Annotated in this window: 9 protein-coding genes; 1 reads left to right on the forward strand and 8 read right to left on the reverse strand. The window is 47.2% G+C overall.

Annotated features, from left to right (window positions below):
* Positions 1-65: 65 nt before the first annotated feature.
* The 4 genes from QUA07_RS05255 to QUA07_RS05270 all read right to left on the reverse strand — a co-directional run bounded on the left by QUA07_RS05255 (position 66) and on the right by QUA07_RS05270 (position 10,793).
* The gene (locus tag QUA07_RS05255) at positions 66-3,632 is read right to left on the reverse strand and encodes an AAA family ATPase (RefSeq protein ID WP_333323163.1); all 3,567 of its coding nucleotides are present in this window, start codon (positions 3,630-3,632) and stop codon (positions 66-68) included.
* Positions 3,633-3,868: 236 nt separating this feature from the next.
* Positions 3,869-8,041: a hypothetical protein gene (locus tag QUA07_RS05260; protein ID WP_333323165.1), complete on the reverse strand. Its 4,173-nt coding sequence runs from the start codon at positions 8,039-8,041 to the stop codon at positions 3,869-3,871.
* A gap of 276 nt (positions 8,042-8,317) precedes the next feature.
* Positions 8,318-9,316, reverse strand: a complete 999-nt coding sequence (locus tag QUA07_RS05265) for a transglutaminase-like domain-containing protein (protein ID WP_333323167.1) — start codon at positions 9,314-9,316, stop codon at positions 8,318-8,320.
* Positions 9,317-9,341: 25 nt separating this feature from the next.
* Positions 9,342-10,793 carry a lipase/acyltransferase domain-containing protein gene (locus QUA07_RS05270; protein WP_333323169.1) on the reverse strand — a complete coding sequence of 484 codons (1,452 nt, stop codon included), beginning with the start codon at positions 10,791-10,793 and terminating at the stop codon, positions 9,342-9,344.
* 603 nt (positions 10,794-11,396) lie between these two features.
* On the opposite strand from QUA07_RS05270, the gene QUA07_RS05275 reads away from it, so the two are divergent.
* Positions 11,397-11,570, forward strand: coding sequence for a hypothetical protein (locus QUA07_RS05275; protein WP_333323171.1), 174 nt, complete (start codon positions 11,397-11,399; stop codon positions 11,568-11,570).
* Positions 11,571-11,743: 173 nt separating this feature from the next.
* Here QUA07_RS05275 and QUA07_RS05280 read toward each other — a convergent pair whose 3' ends face one another.
* From QUA07_RS05280 to dnaN, 4 genes are all read right to left on the reverse strand, one after another.
* Positions 11,744-13,042 carry a ParB N-terminal domain-containing protein gene (locus QUA07_RS05280; RefSeq protein WP_333323173.1) on the reverse strand — a complete coding sequence of 433 codons (1,299 nt, stop codon included), beginning with the start codon at positions 13,040-13,042 and terminating at the stop codon, positions 11,744-11,746.
* A gap of 741 nt (positions 13,043-13,783) precedes the next feature.
* Positions 13,784-14,770, reverse strand: a complete 987-nt coding sequence (gene holA / locus QUA07_RS05285) for a DNA polymerase III subunit delta (RefSeq protein ID WP_333323175.1) — start codon at positions 14,768-14,770, stop codon at positions 13,784-13,786.
* Entirely contained in the window at positions 14,767-16,311 is a 1,545-nt protein-coding gene (dnaX, locus tag QUA07_RS05290) for a DNA polymerase III subunit gamma/tau (RefSeq protein ID WP_333323177.1), read from the reverse strand. The genes holA and dnaX overlap by 4 nt, the downstream gene beginning before the upstream one ends.
* On the reverse strand, positions 16,311-17,747 hold the full coding sequence (gene dnaN / locus QUA07_RS05295) for a DNA polymerase III subunit beta (RefSeq protein WP_333323178.1): 1,437 nt from the start codon (positions 17,745-17,747) through the stop codon (positions 16,311-16,313). The genes dnaX and dnaN overlap by 1 nt, the downstream gene beginning before the upstream one ends.
* Positions 17,748-17,800 lie beyond the last annotated feature (53 nt).

Here is a 17,800-nt window from a genome sequence, read left to right on the forward strand (position 1 = left end):
AATGTCTTTGTGGGTTTGAATGAGGTGGGCGGCGATCGCACTCTTACCGATTCCTCGATCCCCAGTTAGAATGAAGAATCATTAAACTCTGCTTCACATTCCTCCCAACGCAGGAGATGCACTTGACCTGATTTTTCACCTGCAATAATCGTTACTCCGTCTAAAGCTACAGCACAGGATATCAGTGGACTTTCTCCGCTAAAGCTAGCGATAACTTTTCCACCAGACAAGTCCCAGACTTTAAGAGTGCAATCTTCAGATACGGAAATAGCATGTTGTCCATTTGGCGAAACGGCTACTGCCCAGACGATGTCAGCATGACCTTCTAGAGTTAGAGACAGGGTTCGCTTTTGTAAGTCCCACACTTTGAGCGTGCCATCTTGTGAAGCCGAGATGAGACGTTCATTATCTGGCGTTAATGCAAATTTATTGATAGGCTCTTCATGACTTTGTAAAGCAAATAGCTGTCTTCCTGTTTCCAATTCCCAAACTCTAATAGTGCCATCAAATGAGCTAGAGATAATCCTCTGTTCATCTGGTATGATTGTTACCCCACTAATCTGTTGAGTATGTCCAGATAAAGTAAATAATTCTGTTTTGTGCTTCAGATGCCAAACTTTAAGAATACTGATACTGTCATGTAAACCTAAACCAAAAACAGCCACTTGTCTGTCTGGCGTTATAGAAAATGCTAAAGTCAATTTTGCCAGCGAGGTTTCAAGAGGCATTGCACCTGCTGGAGTAGAGGCATAGACGGTGGGGGTAGGAATGTTTACCGTGTAGAATTCTTTCCCGCTCTGCAAGTCCCAGATTCTCACACTGCCATCCTGAGAACCTGAGAGAGCGAGGTATTCACTTGGTAGCGCTGCAATTGCCCTAATAGGTCGCTGATGATCTGATGTCAGCACCTCTTTTCCACTCTGCAAGTCCCAGATTTTTACAATTCCATCTCTTTTTGAAACAGAGATAGCCTGCTGTCCATTTGGTATGACTGACACAAAATCTACCCAAGTGGCATGGCTCGGCTGAGGAGGCAACTGCAAGTTGTCGTCTAAGTTCCACACTTTGAGAGAACCATCAGATGCGCCAGAGATAACTCGTCTTCCATCAGGTGTGACAGCGATTGCACGAACCTCATGATGGACACCGAGAGTACTTAGTTCTTTTCTATTTTCTAAATCCCAAACCTTGATGCTATTGTTACCAGAAGCTGAGACAAGGTATTTACCATCTGGCAATAATGCAATTGATTCAATACAAGCAGAATCAGCTAAGGTAAACAGTTCTTCTCCATTTTTCAGGTTCCATACTTTGATGGTGCGATCGTTTGCAGCAGATATTACCCTTTCCCCATCTAGCATTATTATCAAATCATGAATCAAGCTTTGATGACCACTGAGAGAGAATTCCTCCTGACCTGTCAGTAAATCCCAAACTACTAGAGTAGGATTCCACGGAGTAGGATAAGCGGTCGTAGAGATAACTTTCTGCCCATCTAATGTAACTGCTAAGTGTTCACTGATTGGGTTATAGATATTAAAGGCAATCTTTTGTCCATTTATTAATACTGGTGCTTCATTAGAACCTTTTCGGATAGAAAAGGTCTTAAGCAATTGTCCGCTTTCCAGATTCCATACTTTACGTGTGCAGTCTCGTGAGGCAGAGATGGCTATTTTTCCGTCTGGCGTTACTCCTACCCCACTAATTCCTTCAGTATGACCTTCGAGAGTACACAGTACTACTGCACGCTGTAGATCCCAAATTTTGAGAGTGCCATCCCAAGAGCTTGAGAGAAGTCGTTGTCCATCAGGAAGCACTACTAACCCCCGAACCTCATCAGTATGTCCCTTGAGGGCAGCAAGTTCCATTCCACGCAGCAAATCCCAAATCTTGATGGTATGGTCAGCAGAAGCCGAAATAATCTGTTGCCCGTCTGGTGTTATGGTTACAGCTCGGATTCCTCCAGTGTGTCCTTGAAGAGTGTAAAATAGTGGACTACTTGGCGGGGTTAGGCTAGGAGCTAAGGGTCTCAGCCAAGATGCTCCTTTCCAGCGCTTAACGTTCTCTAGCATTACTTGAATCTCAGGCAATTCAAACATAAGCAAGCGTCCCAGCAGTTGCCCAGCTAGTTGTGTCTTATCCTCAGCCAGAATATGCGCTGATAGACGGATAGCACTCTGCACTAGAGATAAATCTGAATCGTTGGCTAAAAAATTAAAATCTGCTATTAGGGCATTAACATCTGTAGCATCTAATTTGGCTTGCAGCCAGTCAAAGTTGAATAGCAACGCACGTAATTCAGAATTCTTGCTAGCTCCACTTAGGTGATAAGCAAGATGGTGCCAAAGATAGCGATCGCTAGTCGGTTTAGTGTGCCAAGATTGGTCATCTGCCATGTAATAATCTACAAGGCGCTGATGTTGCTCTTTTGCCTCGCACCAAAAGTCAATATTGCGCTCTTCGTTGAGCAAGTAATCACGTAGCGATTGGTGGAACACACTAAAAGTCTTGCGCCCATGCCCATCATCACTAATATCGAGAAACTGGCGCACCACTCCCAGATTCTGTCGAATCTTGCCTTGCCCAATTCCAGTAAAGTGAGCTAACTGTACTTCAGTAATTGGTTCCTGGGCTACTGCCAATACTCCTAAGATGGGCTGGTAGCGCTCTTCCCACTCACTAACCGTGAAGCGCTTAAGGAAGCCGTGATAGATTTCGTCTAAACTTTGGGGTAATGCAGACAGGTCATCGAGGGTTTGCCGTCCAGCTTCGATGTCGTTGAGCAGAATTTTGGTGTATAGAAAGTTACCACTCGAAAGTTCACTCAGGCGATTCACAAAAGTTTGTGGCTCAACCTTAGCTGATTGAAGTCGCGCCTGCATCTTTTCCTTACCCACCCGATTTTCAATGTACTGGCGGATGTCGTCCAGGTTCATTTGCGATTCTGCCGCCAGGGTATAGGGCTTCAAGCGCTCAAAGTAGCGCAGTACCCGTCGCTCTGATCGAGTGGTGAAGACAAAGCGCACCCACAGCGGTAGGTCGTTCGCCTCAGCCAATAGAGTAACTAAGTTATTATCACCTCTCAACGTTACGGCTTCATCTAGGGAGTCAATCAGGAGTAGGACAGGTTGCTGAGGTGGATTGGGTAGGGCAGCAAGCGATCGCCGCAGCACGACATTCAAAGCTTCCTGCGGATTCTGGGTGTGCAAGTTGTTGATGACAACACCCCTGACTTCACTGTCTTTGATGGTTTCGATTGTGATTTCCACATTCACCGAAAGCCTTAACGGTTTGATGGTATTTGCCAAGGCTTCAGCGTAGTCGGGAAAGTAGTCAATCAGCTGAGCCGCCAGAGATAGCAGCACATGATTGGGTTCAATGGTGCCACTGCGTCCGGCAATACAAAAGTGATAGGCAGCGATATCCAGCCGGAGCTGGGTGAGACGCGCCGCGATCGCGCTTTTTCCCACCCCTGGTTCTCCAGTCAAAATGAAAAACCTTTCATTTTCCTTTTGCAACCATCGGTCAATTTCCTCAAAAACCCACTCTCGACCTATAAAGCCTTCGGTGAATCTTTCGAGATCGCGCTCAAAAGCGATCGCTTTTAATTGTGTTGCAACGTTTTCAGGCATTGTCTCTTACTGCATGAGGTTATGGTTGTTTGGAGGATGAAAGCGATCGCTTTTAATTGAGTTAAAACAGTGCCAATCATGGAATGGTGCTTTATATCACAGATGAATGATTGCTTGATGTGTCAAGGATGATTGCGCTTGGGGAAACGCTGAATTCGGCAATCAGGAAATGGCTTGCTGAGTGAATGTCTCAGTATTTTCAATGCACCATTAATGCAACATTAACGAATCTCGCATTAAGACCACCATCGGGATACATCTTGAATCGCTTGAGCCGTTTCTGCGGCGGCAGCCTCGCTGCCCAAAGCAATGATTACAGAGGTGAGGCCTGCCAAATCGGTTAGTAAGTCCTGTCGAGTTCGATAGGAGAGAAAATGCAGCAAGTCTTTCCAGAGGTTAAATCGATTTGAGGTATTAACTAGAGGAAAAGCCAGTGTCATGAGGGCTATGGCACGATCCTCGTAATTCTGAAGAGTTCGGGCAGCATCTAGGGCTTTGGGGAGTAACTCAGGAGTCAGTTTGTCTGCTACTGCCGTGAGGGCTGAGGCACGATACTTCTCATCCTGAAAGGCTAAGGCGGCATCTAGGGCTTTGGGGAGTAACTCAGGAGTCAGTTTGTCTGCCAGTGCCGTGAGGGTTCGGACACGATCCTCCTCATACTGAATGGCTAGGGCGGCATCTAGGGCTTTGGGGAGTAACTCAGGAGTCAGTTTGTCTGCCAGTGCCGTGAGGGCTATGGCACGAGAGGACTCATCCTCAAAGGCTAGGGCGGCATCTAGGGCTTTGGGGAGTGTTTCGGGTAGTTTGTCTGCCAGCGCCGTGAAGGCTATGGCACGAGAGTACTTATCCTGAAAGGCTAGGGCGGCATCTAATGCTTTAGGGAGTAGCTGTGGAGTTAGTTTATATACCAGTGCCGTGAGGGCTTGGGCACGATACTCCTCCTTCTGAAAGGCTAGGGCAGCGTCTAAGGCTTTGGGGAGTAGCTGTGGAGTCAGTTTGTCTGCCAGTGCCGTGAGGGCTGAGGCACGAGAGAACTCATCCTGAATGGCTAGGGCGGCATCTAAGGCTTTGGGGAGTAGCTGTGGAGTCAGTTTGTTTGCCAGTGCCGTGAGGGCTGAGGCCAGTTTGTTTGCCAGTGCCGTGAGGGCTGAGGCCAGTTTATATACCAGTGCCGTGAGGGCTGAGGCCAGTTTATATACCAGTGCCATGAGGGCTAAGGCACGATACCCTTTATTCTGAAAAGTTCGGGCAGCATCTAAAGTTTTGAGGAGTAGCTGTGGAGTCAGTTTGTCTGCCAGCACCGTGAGGGCTGAGGCACGATAGAGCTCATCGTGAATGGTTTGGGTGGCCTCTAAAGTTTTGAGGAGTAGCTGTGGAGTCAGTTTGCCTGCCAGTGTCGTGAGCGTTGAGGCGCGATACCCTTTATTCTGAAAGGCTAGGACGGCATCTAAAGCTTTGGGGAGTAACTCAGGAGTCAGTTTGTCTGCCAGCACCGTGAGGGCTGAGGCACGATACTTCTCATCCTCAAAGGCTAGGGCGGCATCTAGGGCTTTGGGGAGTAGCTGTGGAGTCAGTTTGTCTGCCAGTGCCGTGAGGGCTATGGCACGAGACTCCTCATCCTCAAAGGCTAGGGCGGCATCTAATGCTTTAGAAAGTAGCTGTGGAGTCAGTTTGTCTACCAGTGCTGTCAGGACTTCGGCACGATACTTCTCAAACGGAATGGCTAGGGCAGCATCTAGGGCTTTAGGGAGTGTTTCGGGCAGTTTGTCTGCCACTGCCATGAGGGCATAGGCACGATGATTATTCTCAAACGGAATGGCTAGGGCGGCATCTAGGGCTTTGTGGAGTGCTTCGGGCAGTTTGTCTGCCAGTGCCGTGAGGGCATAGGCACGATACTCCTCATCCTGAATGGCTAGGGCGGCATCTAGGGCTTTGGGGAGTGCTTCGGGCAGTTTGTCTGCCAGCGCCGTGAGGGCTATGGCACGAGAGGACTCATCCTCAAAGGCTAGGGCGGCATCTAATGCTTTAGAAAGTAGCTGTGGAGTCAGTTTGTCTACCAGTGCCCTGAGGGCTATGGCACGAGAGGACTCATCCTCAAAGGCTAGGGCGGCATCTAGGGCTTTGAGGAGTAGCTGTGGAGTCAGTTTGTCTACCAGTGCCGTGAGGGCTGAGGCACGATCGTGCTCAAACTGAAAGGCTAGGGCGGCATCTAGGGCTTTGGGGAGTAACTCTGAAGTCAGTTTGTCTACCAGTGCCGTGAGGGCTGAGGCACGATACTCGTAATTCTGAATGGCTAGGACGGCATCTAGGGCTTTGGGGAGTAGCTGTGGAGTCAGTTTGCCTGCCAGCACCGTGAGGGCTGAGGCACGATACTCGTAATTCTGAATGGCTACGGCGGCATCTAGGGCTTTAGGGAGTGTTTCGGGCAGTTTGTCTGCTAGCGCCGTGAGGGCTGAGGCACGATACTCGTAATTCTGAAAGGCTAGGGCAGCGTCTAGGGCTTTGGGGAGTAACTCTGGAGTCAGTTTGTCTACCAGTGCCGTGAGGGCTTGGGCACGATCACCTTCATCCGCAATAGCTAGGGCATCCTGCAATGCAGATTGTAATACTTGGGACTTCAATGGTTCTGAGTTGGGCAGTTGGTCAGCCAGTGCTGCCAAACTCTCACATCTCTCCTTCGGATCTGGAATCTGGCGAGCGTAGGCTATAGCCTTAGCGGGTTTCCAGTACTGACGTTTAACAAGAGCCACCATCAGTGCCGTTGGAATCCCTGCCAAACTATTAATCGAAGTCTGGATCAGTGCATAGCGACACTGTAGTCCAATACTTTTTCCTCGTTCGCAGTGATCCGCCTCATCAGCTTGATGATACGCCTCATCAGCTTGAGACCATGCTAAATTTACATCTGCCAGGAAACTAGCGGTGTCTCCCTCATCGTCGTTCACCTTAAACCAGGCGTTTTTGCCCTCTTTCTCCAGATTCAACAGCGTATGGAGTTCTTCTACAAGCTCTGCCCCTACAAGATGTTGAGCTAGGTAGCGCCGCCCATAGAGGTCAATCATCTCTAGCTTCACCTCGTTCCAGGGTTTATTATCTGGGCGGTAGTACTCCACTATCCGCTGATGTTGTTCCTGGGCAGGCAGATAATAGAGATTGTTCTGCTGATTCTTGCGAATCAGCAGTTGTTGTTTTCCTAAAAAATCTCTTACTGACTGATGGTAGAGCTTATATCGAGTCTCCTCATCCTCCGATTTAATTTCATCGAGAAACTGCTGCAAGTCATTCAGACAATTCCCAACCACAGACCCCTTCAGTTTCGTAAATGCCCCAATTTGGCTCTTGGTCAAGCCCTGAGCTGCCAGCAGCACTCCCATCACAGGTGCATAAAGGTCTGACCAGTCTTTTTTACCGAGTTCCACCACCCGTATCAAAGAGTCGTAATACAACTCATCCAATCCCTGCGGCAACCCTTCTAGATTAGTTAGGCTTTGCTGCCCTGAAGCAACAGAGTCCAGCAAAAAACGGACATACAGAAAATTACCTTCCGATTTATCTATCAGGGTTGTTGTCAACGCTTCCTTGTCGAGTGATTCAGCTTTTAAATAGTTCTGTAGCGTTTCATCCTTGCTAAATCTCTGGTCAATAATATACACCCGCACGTCTTTCTGGTTTTGTGCCAAATGTTTCGCTGCTGAAAGAAACAGCTCTTCGTAAGCCACCAGTTTATTTTTAACCCTTTCCTCATTCCGACTCGTGAGAATCAATCGAATCTTGACCTCAGAGGACAGCTTTGAGAGCAAACCAACAATCGTGCTTTCTCCATCATGGGTAAGCGCCTCATCCAAACTGTCCACTAAAATGGTTACAGGTTGATTAAACCCCTTTCCCTGAATCTGCCGCAATGGGTTTACCACCACTTGGGTAAAAGCTTCCTGCCCCGTCAGCCCCGAAATCGTTAGATTCTGAATAACCACTCCCTGAATTGTGCTGTTTTGAGCCGTTCCAACGCTGATATCGACATTGATATTGTTGGTTTTTTCTCCAATATCTTTCAACGCCAGCCCAAACTCAGGGATACTTTGTGCCAGTTGCAAGGCAATAGAGCGAACAAACTCCTTCGGGTCTGTCCAGACACTATCCCGTGCAGAACAAAAGTGAACTGCATGGAGGAATCCTGCATCAAACTTCGGAGGCGATACTACACCCTGAGCAAACTGAGTCAAACGAGCCGCGATCGCCGTCTTGCCACTCCCCGGCTCCCCCGTCAATAAGAAAAAGCGCTCGCCCTTGGGGTCAGCTAGCCAATTCTGAATTGCCTCAAACACCCATTCCCGTCCGGTGAAGTTGGTAGTGCGATCGGCAATGTATGCTGAGAAGTCAATTCCTAGTTTAGGGTTGAGAAATGGCATGGCTAGTTACAGTTATAAGGTTGTCTATAGGTCAAGCAACATAAAAGGCGATCGCTTTCACTTGAGTTGCAACAGTTCCAGTCATCGTTTCTTACTCTACGGTGCTTGTAGTTATTTAGGTTTTGAGGGCGATCGCACTCTGCCCCACCCTCGGTTCCCCCCATCAGGATGAAGAACCGTTCCTCAGACTTCTTTAACCAGCGATCGATGTCATCAAACACCCATTGCCGTAGTCGCAGGATTGGCAGAAAGTTCCATAATTTTCAGAGCCTTTGCCTACAGCTCTCGATGTTTCTCTGCTGTAACTTTCGTCTGCTCAATTGAACCCAGGTTTTGTGTAGTTCTAGATTCACCTGAGCTTCCCCTTCCTTCATTTACATTTCCTTCGATTACAGAGTTCTTTGCGTTTTCTACTGTCTGATCAGCATTCATGTCAACTGGGCCATCAGATTTATTTCTATTAGCACGAGCGGTGACACCATCAAGATTCTTGAGATTTTGCTTGGTATACATCTTAATTACTGGTTTTTCCCAAGTGCTTGGAATTTCAAAAGATACTGGTTCAATTCCCCAAGATACATGAGCAACAGCAATATCGATCGCATACCGGAAAGGCAATCGCTCTAATTGCTTACGACCAACTTCTTTTGCCTGTTCAAACGCCAGAAATCCATCTGTGTTTCGTGCGACTCCTGCAAGCTCTGTCGAATCAGGCTGCAAAGTTTTGCTGTAAGCAAAGCCAGTGCATTCAACAACACAGTAGATACCATCACCAATCATCTCTTTCAGAGTCTCTATATCTCTGAAAACTTCAGGTTCAATTCGCTCAGTTCCTTGCGAATCTTTCACCCGCTTACCCGAAAACTTTTTCTGATTATCTCTATTGCTGCTCCACTCACTACGTTTCAAGGTGAGTGACACAGCAACTAAGGCATGACCTTCTAGCAGAATTAGCTTCGGCAGTAAATTGCAGCCGAGACATAAACCACTAAATAGGATTGCAAGATCCAGACAGGTTCCTTGGCGTGGTTGGGAAAGAATTTCAACAGGCGTGCGAATGCGCTGATGGGTTTCTACTGTGCTGAATTTTTCGAGGTCATATTTGATTTTCTGCTCGACAAGGGTGTTGTAGATCGCCTCTATCAGACTCTCAAATTGCGCTTCTCGAATTAGATCAAAACTGCTGACATCCAAGTTAAACAGTTGAAGCGCTGAGTCTGTAGCAAACTGAGCTAACTCCTTCTCATTTGCTTTCGTCCAAATCCATTCCATCATCCAACTCCTAGAGGTACTACCACAACTAAACTTGCTTCACCACTTCAAACAAATCATGCACAGGCGTAGGAGCCTTTACACCACCTTTCTCGACTCGAACCTCCACTCGGTGTAATCCTCCAGTCGGAAAAGCACTTTTGTCTAAGTGCAAAATCCATCGACCATCTTCTTCTTGAAAATCAGCACGTAGCGAAAAGTCCTCATCTGAAACAGACGTAATTCGCGCTTTCAGTTTTCCAAAATCCTCACTCGCATTGATGATGTTGGCACGGAACTCAACAACTTCATCAGGAAGATATACGTCATCAAGATCCAAACTGATTGCTGCTGGCTCTCTTGAAACCTCAACTATTCCCGGATTTTGGAAATTTTCTGTTCCCCTAACTTGCATTGCTGCAATCAGGTTGCAAAGTTGGTCTAGCACCTGTCCATGATTTTGAATAGAGCCATGTCGTTCAGCAATGTAGCTCTGTCGATACTCTGTAGAAAGTTCGATAGGAATGGCAGATATATAAGGAACTGTTCCATCACCACTTCCTAGAATCGGATCGGAGCCTTCGGGTAGTTCCAAACTGATCTCAATCTGACCATTCGTCGTTAAACTCGCCGATTGAAACGTAGGTTGCTTCGTGCCTACTACAGGAATAAGCGCATACTTATTTGCTAGATAATTTGCATCTTGACGGTGCTTGTTTACAGCATCCCGGATTTCATGATGAAATTTCAAAGCATCTTCGGCTTTTGCCTTGTCAATGTTAGGAAGCTCAATACCAGCTTCAGCAATTCGCTTATACTCGTTATCAATCTTGAGCATCGGGTAAATTGGCATCAGTTGATAGACAGAAGGCAGCGATCGCATTACCTCAGTGAGATCGAAGAATAGCTTCTTAAAGCCATTTGCAAGAAAGTTAACTGCATTGACAGAGCCACGGTGAGGAGTACCAAAAGTAACCAAAGCCCGACAATCTTGCCATCCTTCCAATACTTCCAGGTAGTAGCGAGAAATCAAGCCACCCATACTGTGCGCCAATAGAATCACCTTCCCGTCCTCAGCACCGTTAGGAGATTCTCGCCACTTCTTCAACCGTTCATCTACAAAACGCTTTAATATACGAGCATTGGCTCGATTGTCGCGTCGCCAATCGTAGGGAAACTTGAAGAAGTTTTCACCAAGTGTTACATCACAATAGTCATTAATGGCTTCAGAGATTGCTGTATATCCATCGATTTTGACTAAACCCGGTACAAGGTGGGCATCTTCGATAACTCGAACAGCTTTAATCCCGTCTCCGAGATCCTCAAGCTCAGGATCATCGTGGTCTAGCTTCAATTGCTGAAATGATTCTCCACGGGTGATGAGCGCTTCCCATGCTGCTTGTCCTGACACTGCCCAAAGGTCTTTGCCATCCTTTTGAAGAACGCTTCCTGTAATTCCTGGCAGAATGACCACAATATCGCGCATTTTAGTTTTTGGCACTGTCTATAACTCCTTCTAGTTCGCTTGATAGATCCTGAACAGCTTGTGTATGACTCAACAAGTCATATATGTGACAGTTGTACGAATAATTTTAATCAGACACTAATTTTGCATCAGCGCTTTTGGTTTCACCAATCACTCTGTAACTGTAAAGCTTATATTTAGTCTGGATGAAATCCAGCATTCTTGAATAAAATACAAACCTGATTATAAGCTATATAAGGGTAAAAACACTATTTTTTAGTATTTATTTTCGTGCTTCAACTTATAGTTTTGATTGTTTTTATTCAAAAACAACTATAAAGCTTATGTGTAGATTGCACTTAAAAGTTAATTTGCTTCTAGGCTGCACATCGACTCAGACTATAAATATGCTCAACTTTTTACAGTTTTAGCCTAGAAAGCGTTGTCGAGACATATTTTTTTTTAAAATTAACATTTTGTAATTAAAGTTAATGTCAAGCATTGAGAGTTTATCGAGTTTTTCCGGATAACTGTAGGCAGTCAATGAATGCTTTTAATGGGCTAACTTTCTGGAAAGGAATAAATTTTGGCAGATCCTCTGTTAGAACATCTCAGGAACTCTTCTAAGAGAGTTCCTATGTGTTTATAGCAATGAAGCGATCGCCAGCTACTCATCAATATCTACGAGAGCGTTGGCTGCAACACTTGTACCAGCTTCTAGAGAATTGGCAGCCGGATTTAGAGGCTTACAGAGAAATCGTCGATCGACGGTTTTTGGGACAAGAAGCCGAACAGTTGCTGTCTGTCGCATAAAGGATAAGAAGGTAGGGGCGATCGTGGCACCGACAAATTCTAGTTGTGCAATCGCCCCAACGAGGGGTGACTGAATAATTTGTAATTAAAGGTACAAGCTAATGGCCCAATAATTCGGAATTAAAGAAATTGATCGCTAATTCCGAATTTAGTGCCAGTAAACGAGAGCCTCATTATAAAGCCTGTTCGATCGCCCGCCGCGCCAATTCCACCTGTTCCACAGCATCCAGATAAGCTAGCGCTGCAGCATCCCAAACCACTTTTCTCTGCATCCTGTTCAAGACGATTTTCCCAAACTCGTACACCGTGCCGAAGCTTTGCAGCCTAAGAATTCGCTCAGCTATTGAGCAAAAACTCGGCGTTGGGTTCAATATCGCCACCACATCCGATTGAAGGAGCGATACCACCTCTGAACCCATATCGACTTTCAAAGTCGCTCCAACCTCCACAATCCGGCCCCAAAATCCATTCCACTTCCTTTCCGCTATTTTTTCTTTAGGAATAAAAGGGATTTTGACAATAACCCATGCCCCCGCGCTGTCTGGACCAAAGCGCGTTTTGACTCCCTCACCCGTAATTGGTTCGCAAGGAGTGCAAGTTTTACATTCTTCACCGCAATCGCCTTCTTGAACCGGCTCGCTACTACTGCTGCCCTCGGTTTTCTTCGAGGCGGAAGATTTTCTCAAAGCACCCTTAATCAGAGCTTTAGCTTGTTTCGGGGTTTTCGCTGCTCCCGACGAGAGCGCCGCCAACGCTACTACTCGCTTGTCCTCCTGCATCTTTGCAAGTTGATATCCTACATCTATGCTGTGGTTATTAATAATGTCCAACCACTTTGCAGCCAATTCGGGGCTGTCTCTCTTGAGCTCGTCGGCAGCTTTGACGGCAATGCGCCCTTTCCTGTAGTTCCTGCCGCACCCCAAGCCGACTATAGCCGCCACGATATTTTCCGTCAGTTCCATTTCCCTTGGAGTCAGGCCCAAGTTGATCGGGTTCAATGGAAAATTTTCCATCAGCGGTTGCTGGTTGTCCGACGGCGGCTCTGCTGACTCAGCAGCTTGGTGGCGAGCTTTCTTGGCAGCGTGTCTGTTCCTCAGCTCTCTAGCTATAGGCTCCACAACAATTCCTTCCCGAATTCTCTGTACTGGACTTTGGTGGCGGTGGCGGTTTTCTGCCACCAAGACGAAGAGCTCGTCATCTTCAGTCTGAAAGTGGCAGACAATAACTGGGACAAACTTCCAGCCCAGCGCTGCTAGCGCCCTCCACCGCCGATGGCCGCTGACGATCGTGCCATCTGTTTTGACGGTCAGCGGTTGGACGTAGCGTTTGAGTTGGATCAACTCTACCAGGTCAGCAATACTTTCGGTGCACCCGTAAATTTCCTCATTTCGAGGGTGAGGCTTGAGTTGGTCAAGACCAATATGCTGAATCGCGTCGCTGACTGAGAGCGACACAGTTTCATTTTTATTCATTTGGATAGCCCTGGTTGTTTATTTGGGGATTGGGGCTTTGTACCTTTGCCTGCTAAACCCAATAAGGTTTCCTAACAGAAAGCTGGGGTTATTCTCTGTCGGGGCGGCGCGGGCTGTATCGGCAGGTCGCCTTCACTGTCAAAAGGTTCGCTGCTTTTACATTCTTAAGAATAGCATATTTCTTAAACTAGCAATGCGCTACAGAATGGTATAAGAAAAGACTATTTTGTTTAAAGCTTTTTAAAGTGTTATTGATTATTATGATATCGTTTCTGATAAAAAGTGTACAAATAAATAAAATAAATTATACTCGATTAAATAACCGCTATGAAAGTCACAAAGCTGTTTATTAAACCTCAACACTGAGTGCCTATCAAAGAATGTAATTCGCTTACCCTCCGGCGCGGTTGGGGGAGCGATTTGGAGTGATATTAGTTGAATTTAATTAAGAAGTTTTATAATGTCTTTGGGTAAAAGATTAAAAATTTCCCCCGTTTAACTTCTTGCATTAGTTAAACGAGGGAAATGAACACTCGCGTTCGTCCCTACATCGCTTCTACTGAGACTGTTGGCGAATTCGTAGGGAGTGTCACCCCTCACCTCTAGAACGAAGCATTTGCGTTCGCCCCCAGTGAGTCAACAGCTATGTGGTCAATTAGAAATTGAGCCAATATCCGCCATTTTTATGGGTGAGGGGTTTAACCCCTTGTTAATTGACCAACACTATCTTTTACATCGCGCCTACATCGCTTCTACTTCGCGCTTCCTTGCTTTCTTAGGAGGAAACAGTTGGGCGATCGCCAAAATTGCAGGCAACATGGAATCCCCTTTACGCCCAAGCTTCAGCGAACCCTCTAAGTCAAGCAGCAGGGACACCGCAGACGAAAGGGATGTTAGAGAAGCAGCAGCTACTTCTTTTCTCAGAAAGTACACTCGCTTCGGGTTGGCAATTTGACAAATCCGGGCAATTTCAGCGTCTTGCTTAACTCCTCCAACTATCGCCGCTTTCACCCACAACCAAGTTCTAAATTGAGCAATCAGCGTCGCACAAATCGCCAGCGGGAAAGTTTCTATTGCCAAAAGGTCAAGCAGCAAATAGACTGCTCTCTTAGAGTTATTTTCCCTCAGCGCAACGGCTAGCTGAAGGCTATTTTGAGTGGTTGAAGGAACCAGCGATCGCACAGAGTTTAAAGTGAGGGAAGCGCCGCTGCTGTAAGTCGCCAACTTGTGCAGTTCTGATTCAGCGCGAGCAGGATTGTTGCCGATCGCAATCGCCAAGTAATCAATAGCATTTGAGTTCAGCGACAGCCCTATTGCCAAAGCTTGAGTTCGGATCGATCGGGCGATGAGATCCGTTCGCCAGGGGGGAATAAGGTCAAACTCGAACAGCTTAGCTTGAGAAAGCAGGAATTTTGCCACCTTCAGGCGTTTGTCAATAGAAGGCGCTACAAAAACCAGGTGCGTCTTTTCCGGCACCTGCGGGAGCAACTGGAGAACCTCCAGCGCCTCTTCAGTAAACTGTTTGAAATTACACCCTTCTACCACCACTAACTTTGCTTTTTCCGTTCCCAAGGCGGGAGTTAAGGCGCAGTCAACTGCCTCATTCAATGCCGAAGCATCAAAGCGGTGATAATTGAAGCCAATCCAACCGGGGTCGAGGTTCTTTTTAAAGGCAGAAAGCTTTTTGTGAATCGCGTGGAGGTCATCCCCTATCAGCAAGCTAATCATGGGTTCTTCTCCTCGAACGACACAAGATAGCGGACGCCCGTTGCGGCCAGAAATATCTTCTGCACCTTAGCTGCGTTTCGGTTGAACTTGTCCAGGTATTGGGCGGGCACGGCCAGCACCGCTTTCTTTTCCGTCAGTGCTACCAGGGAAGCAGCACAGAGTAAAGCGCGGTTTTTCTCAGAAGTTGCTGAGAGCACTTTTTCCCAAATGGCTCCCTCTTTGGAACGGGGCGATCGCAACTTGGAGGTACTGGGCAGCTTCTGGGTGCGATCGGGCTGCCTGGGGTTAGCAAGAGCGCCAAGAGCGACGTGGGGTTTTAATTGTGGCACCCTTGTTGCCAATCCCAGCAAGCAGAGTTCCAGCCACAGCGTTGGGTGAGCGCTCTTGCTGAGCTGCCATTCCGAAGCCTGCAACTGTTCGAGGCCAGCAGCGATCGCATTGCAGTCCCAAGCAGAGGCAATTTCCATCAGGGCCGAGTGCGAAATGCCGCTAACTAGCATCAGCGAACAGTCCGGCACGCTCGTTGCAAGCAACAAGTCCCGGTAGCAGGCTAGCAGCGACGCCAGCAGCATTTTAGGGCTTTTCCCGCTGTCAATGAGTTCGCGGGACAGTTGCAGCAGCTTCAGCGCGTTGCCGGTGCGGGTCGATTTCAAAATTGCAACTAAATCCGACTCCGGTATCCGCCCCGACAGCTCCAATACGTGAGAACTGGTAATTTCCTCTCCTAATAAGCTCAACTGGTCGAGCAACTGCAAGGCGTCCCTCATCCCGCCATTCGCGGCGCGGGCGATCGCAATTTTAGCTGCTTCGGCAATTGCAATTGACTCTTTCTGGGCTACCATTGTTAGCTGTTTGACAATGGCTGGGATTGGCAGCGATCGAAACAGAAACGTTTGGCAGCGGCTGTTAATTGTTGGCAGCACTTTGTGTTGCTCTGTTGTACACAAGATGAACACTACATGATGCGGAGGTTCTTCCAAACATTTTAGAAGAGCGTTAAAAGCTTGGGAACTTAGGCAGTGAACTTCATCTAAAATAAACACTCGGTAGCGGCTGATAACTGGTGCGAAGTGCGATCGCTCGATCAGGCCGCGAGCGTCATCCACGCCGTTGTGGGAAGCCGCGTCAATTTCAGCAACGTCTAAGCTGCTGCCTTTTTCAATCGAGCGGCAGGACTGGCACTTGCCGCACGGCTTTACTGTGGGTTTGTCTGCACTGGTGCAGTTGAGAGATTTAGCTAAAATGCGCGCCGTTGAAGTTTTGCCCGTTCCCCGTTCGCCGGCGAACAAGTAAGCCGGAGCAATTTTATTAGTTTTGATCGCATTGGAAAGTGTCCTTTGGATGTACTCCTGTCCGGCCAGTTCAGACAAGCTACGAGGGCGGTATTTTTGAGGCAATGCTGCGTACATGATTGAATGGTTAGGTGTAATTGTTTGCTGAGAATTAGAGTCATATTTGCGGAGTTTGCACTCAGAAGAAGAGAGAAGTAAAAAACTCAATATTTTTACTTCTGCCAAGCGAGCCTTTTTTGCAAAAGACATCAGTCTTTGAAAATCGGCATTAACAAGTATTTGGTATCCATTAGGATGTTGGGCTTGGAGCGGTTGCCAGCAGGAACTAAAATGGCGGGGCCGTCGCGCTGAGTGAGGTGCATTTGGAGTTGGGAACTAGCGATCGCTTTTGCACCTTCCAACAGGTATTTTATGTTGAAGGAAATTGACCAATTGCCGTCTGAGTTAACGTGCGCTGCCATCTGTTCCAAACCGTTTCCAAATTCTCTGAAAAGCGACAGTGACACTTGCTGTGCTTCGCTATTAATGCGGATGCTGAGCGTTTTTTCTTTCTTGTCTGCCAGCACAGCAATTCTCTCTATAGCTTTGATGAAAGGTGCTTTTTCCAGCGTTACCTGATGTTGGAAATCCTGCTGCAACAAATCGGGATAAGCTGGGTATGCGCCTTCTAAACAGCGCGTTACTAAGCGCTGCGCTCCCCACCGGAATTCTATCAAAGCGCTCTCAGTGCTGTAAGAAAGCTCTACTGGGTCAGCGGATGTCCTGCTCGATAAAATTCGCTCCAGTTCGGCAAGCGATTTAGCTGGGACTGTAAGCTCTAGAGGCTGTGTAATTTCCGCTCGTTTCTTCTTAGAAAAACCTTGAATTGAAGTATTGAGGACAACCAAACGGTGGCCGTCTGTGGCAGCAAATTCGAGGCTATCTTGACCGATTTTGAAGTAAACACCTGTTAGGATTTGCTTGCCTTCATCGGTAGCGGTGGCAAACAGTGACCCTTTCAGCCCTTCTTTCAAAGTTTCAGAGGGGATGCAAATTGTTTGCGCTGTTTTTACTTCAGGAATAGCAGGGAATTCTTCACTCGAAATCCCTCGAACTTGATAGCGACCGCAAGCAGCAATTAGGGTAGCAACTGGACTGTTGCTAACAGCCTCTGGCAAGGTGATGTTATTCCCGCTATCTTCGCTATCTTCACCTTCGCGATTCAAGGCTTCGCGACTGACTAAAGTGATATCTCCGGGCGAGAATTTCCCGACAATATCATTGAGAAGTCCGACTGGAATAGTCATGTCGCCGGGAGATTGAACGTTGGCCTCAAAGGAGGTTTGAATAGCCAATCTCATGTCGAAGACGGTAAGTTGGACTCGCTGCGTTTTTTTGCAAGCAACTAAGAGAACATTTCCTAACACGGGGTGGGTGGGTTTTGCTGGGACAGCTTTGCTGACAAGTTCGAGATGGTTGGCTAAATTGTCTTGCGTGCAGACGAGCTTAATTTCTGCTGGCAAAAGCTGGGGAGAATCGCCTGCGCTATTGGAGGAATTGCGATCGGATTTTTCTTCAACTTTTGGTTCATCTTCGACCAAAGGTTCGGTTTGTTCTAAGGGAACACTTGCCTTGGGTTTAATTTTGGAATATCCGCTCTCTTTTTTTCGGCTTTTAGCTGTCGCGGTGTGGGATTTGGTTTGCATCTTTGTGCGTTAAAATAGCTGCTAAGCGGGGGCAGCGCTAGCTGCCCAGAGAA

Source organism: Microcoleus sp. T3_A4, assembly GCF_036700465.1.
Classification (GTDB): Bacteria; Cyanobacteriota; Cyanobacteriia; order Cyanobacteriales; family Microcoleaceae; genus Microcoleus.

What these genes read in the sequence shown, in the direction of transcription:
- QUA07_RS05255 (WP_333323163.1), bottom strand. Translation starts at nt 3,632, where the DNA reads ATGCCTGAAAACGTTGCAACACAATTAAAAGCGATCGCTTTTGAGCGC.
- dnaN (WP_333323178.1), bottom strand. Translation starts at nt 17,747, where the DNA reads ATGCAAACCAAATCCCACACCGCGACAGCTAAAAGCCGAAAAAAAGAG.
- holA (WP_333323175.1), bottom strand. Translation starts at nt 14,770, where the DNA reads ATGATTAGCTTGCTGATAGGGGATGACCTCCACGCGATTCACAAAAAG.
- QUA07_RS05260 (WP_333323165.1), bottom strand. Translation starts at nt 8,041, where the DNA reads ATGCCATTTCTCAACCCTAAACTAGGAATTGACTTCTCAGCATACATT.
- QUA07_RS05280 (WP_333323173.1), bottom strand. Translation starts at nt 13,042, where the DNA reads ATGAATAAAAATGAAACTGTGTCGCTCTCAGTCAGCGACGCGATTCAG.
- QUA07_RS05265 (WP_333323167.1), bottom strand. Translation starts at nt 9,316, where the DNA reads ATGATGGAATGGATTTGGACGAAAGCAAATGAGAAGGAGTTAGCTCAG.
- dnaX (WP_333323177.1), bottom strand. Translation starts at nt 16,311, where the DNA reads ATGTCTTTTGCAAAAAAGGCTCGCTTGGCAGAAGTAAAAATATTGAGT.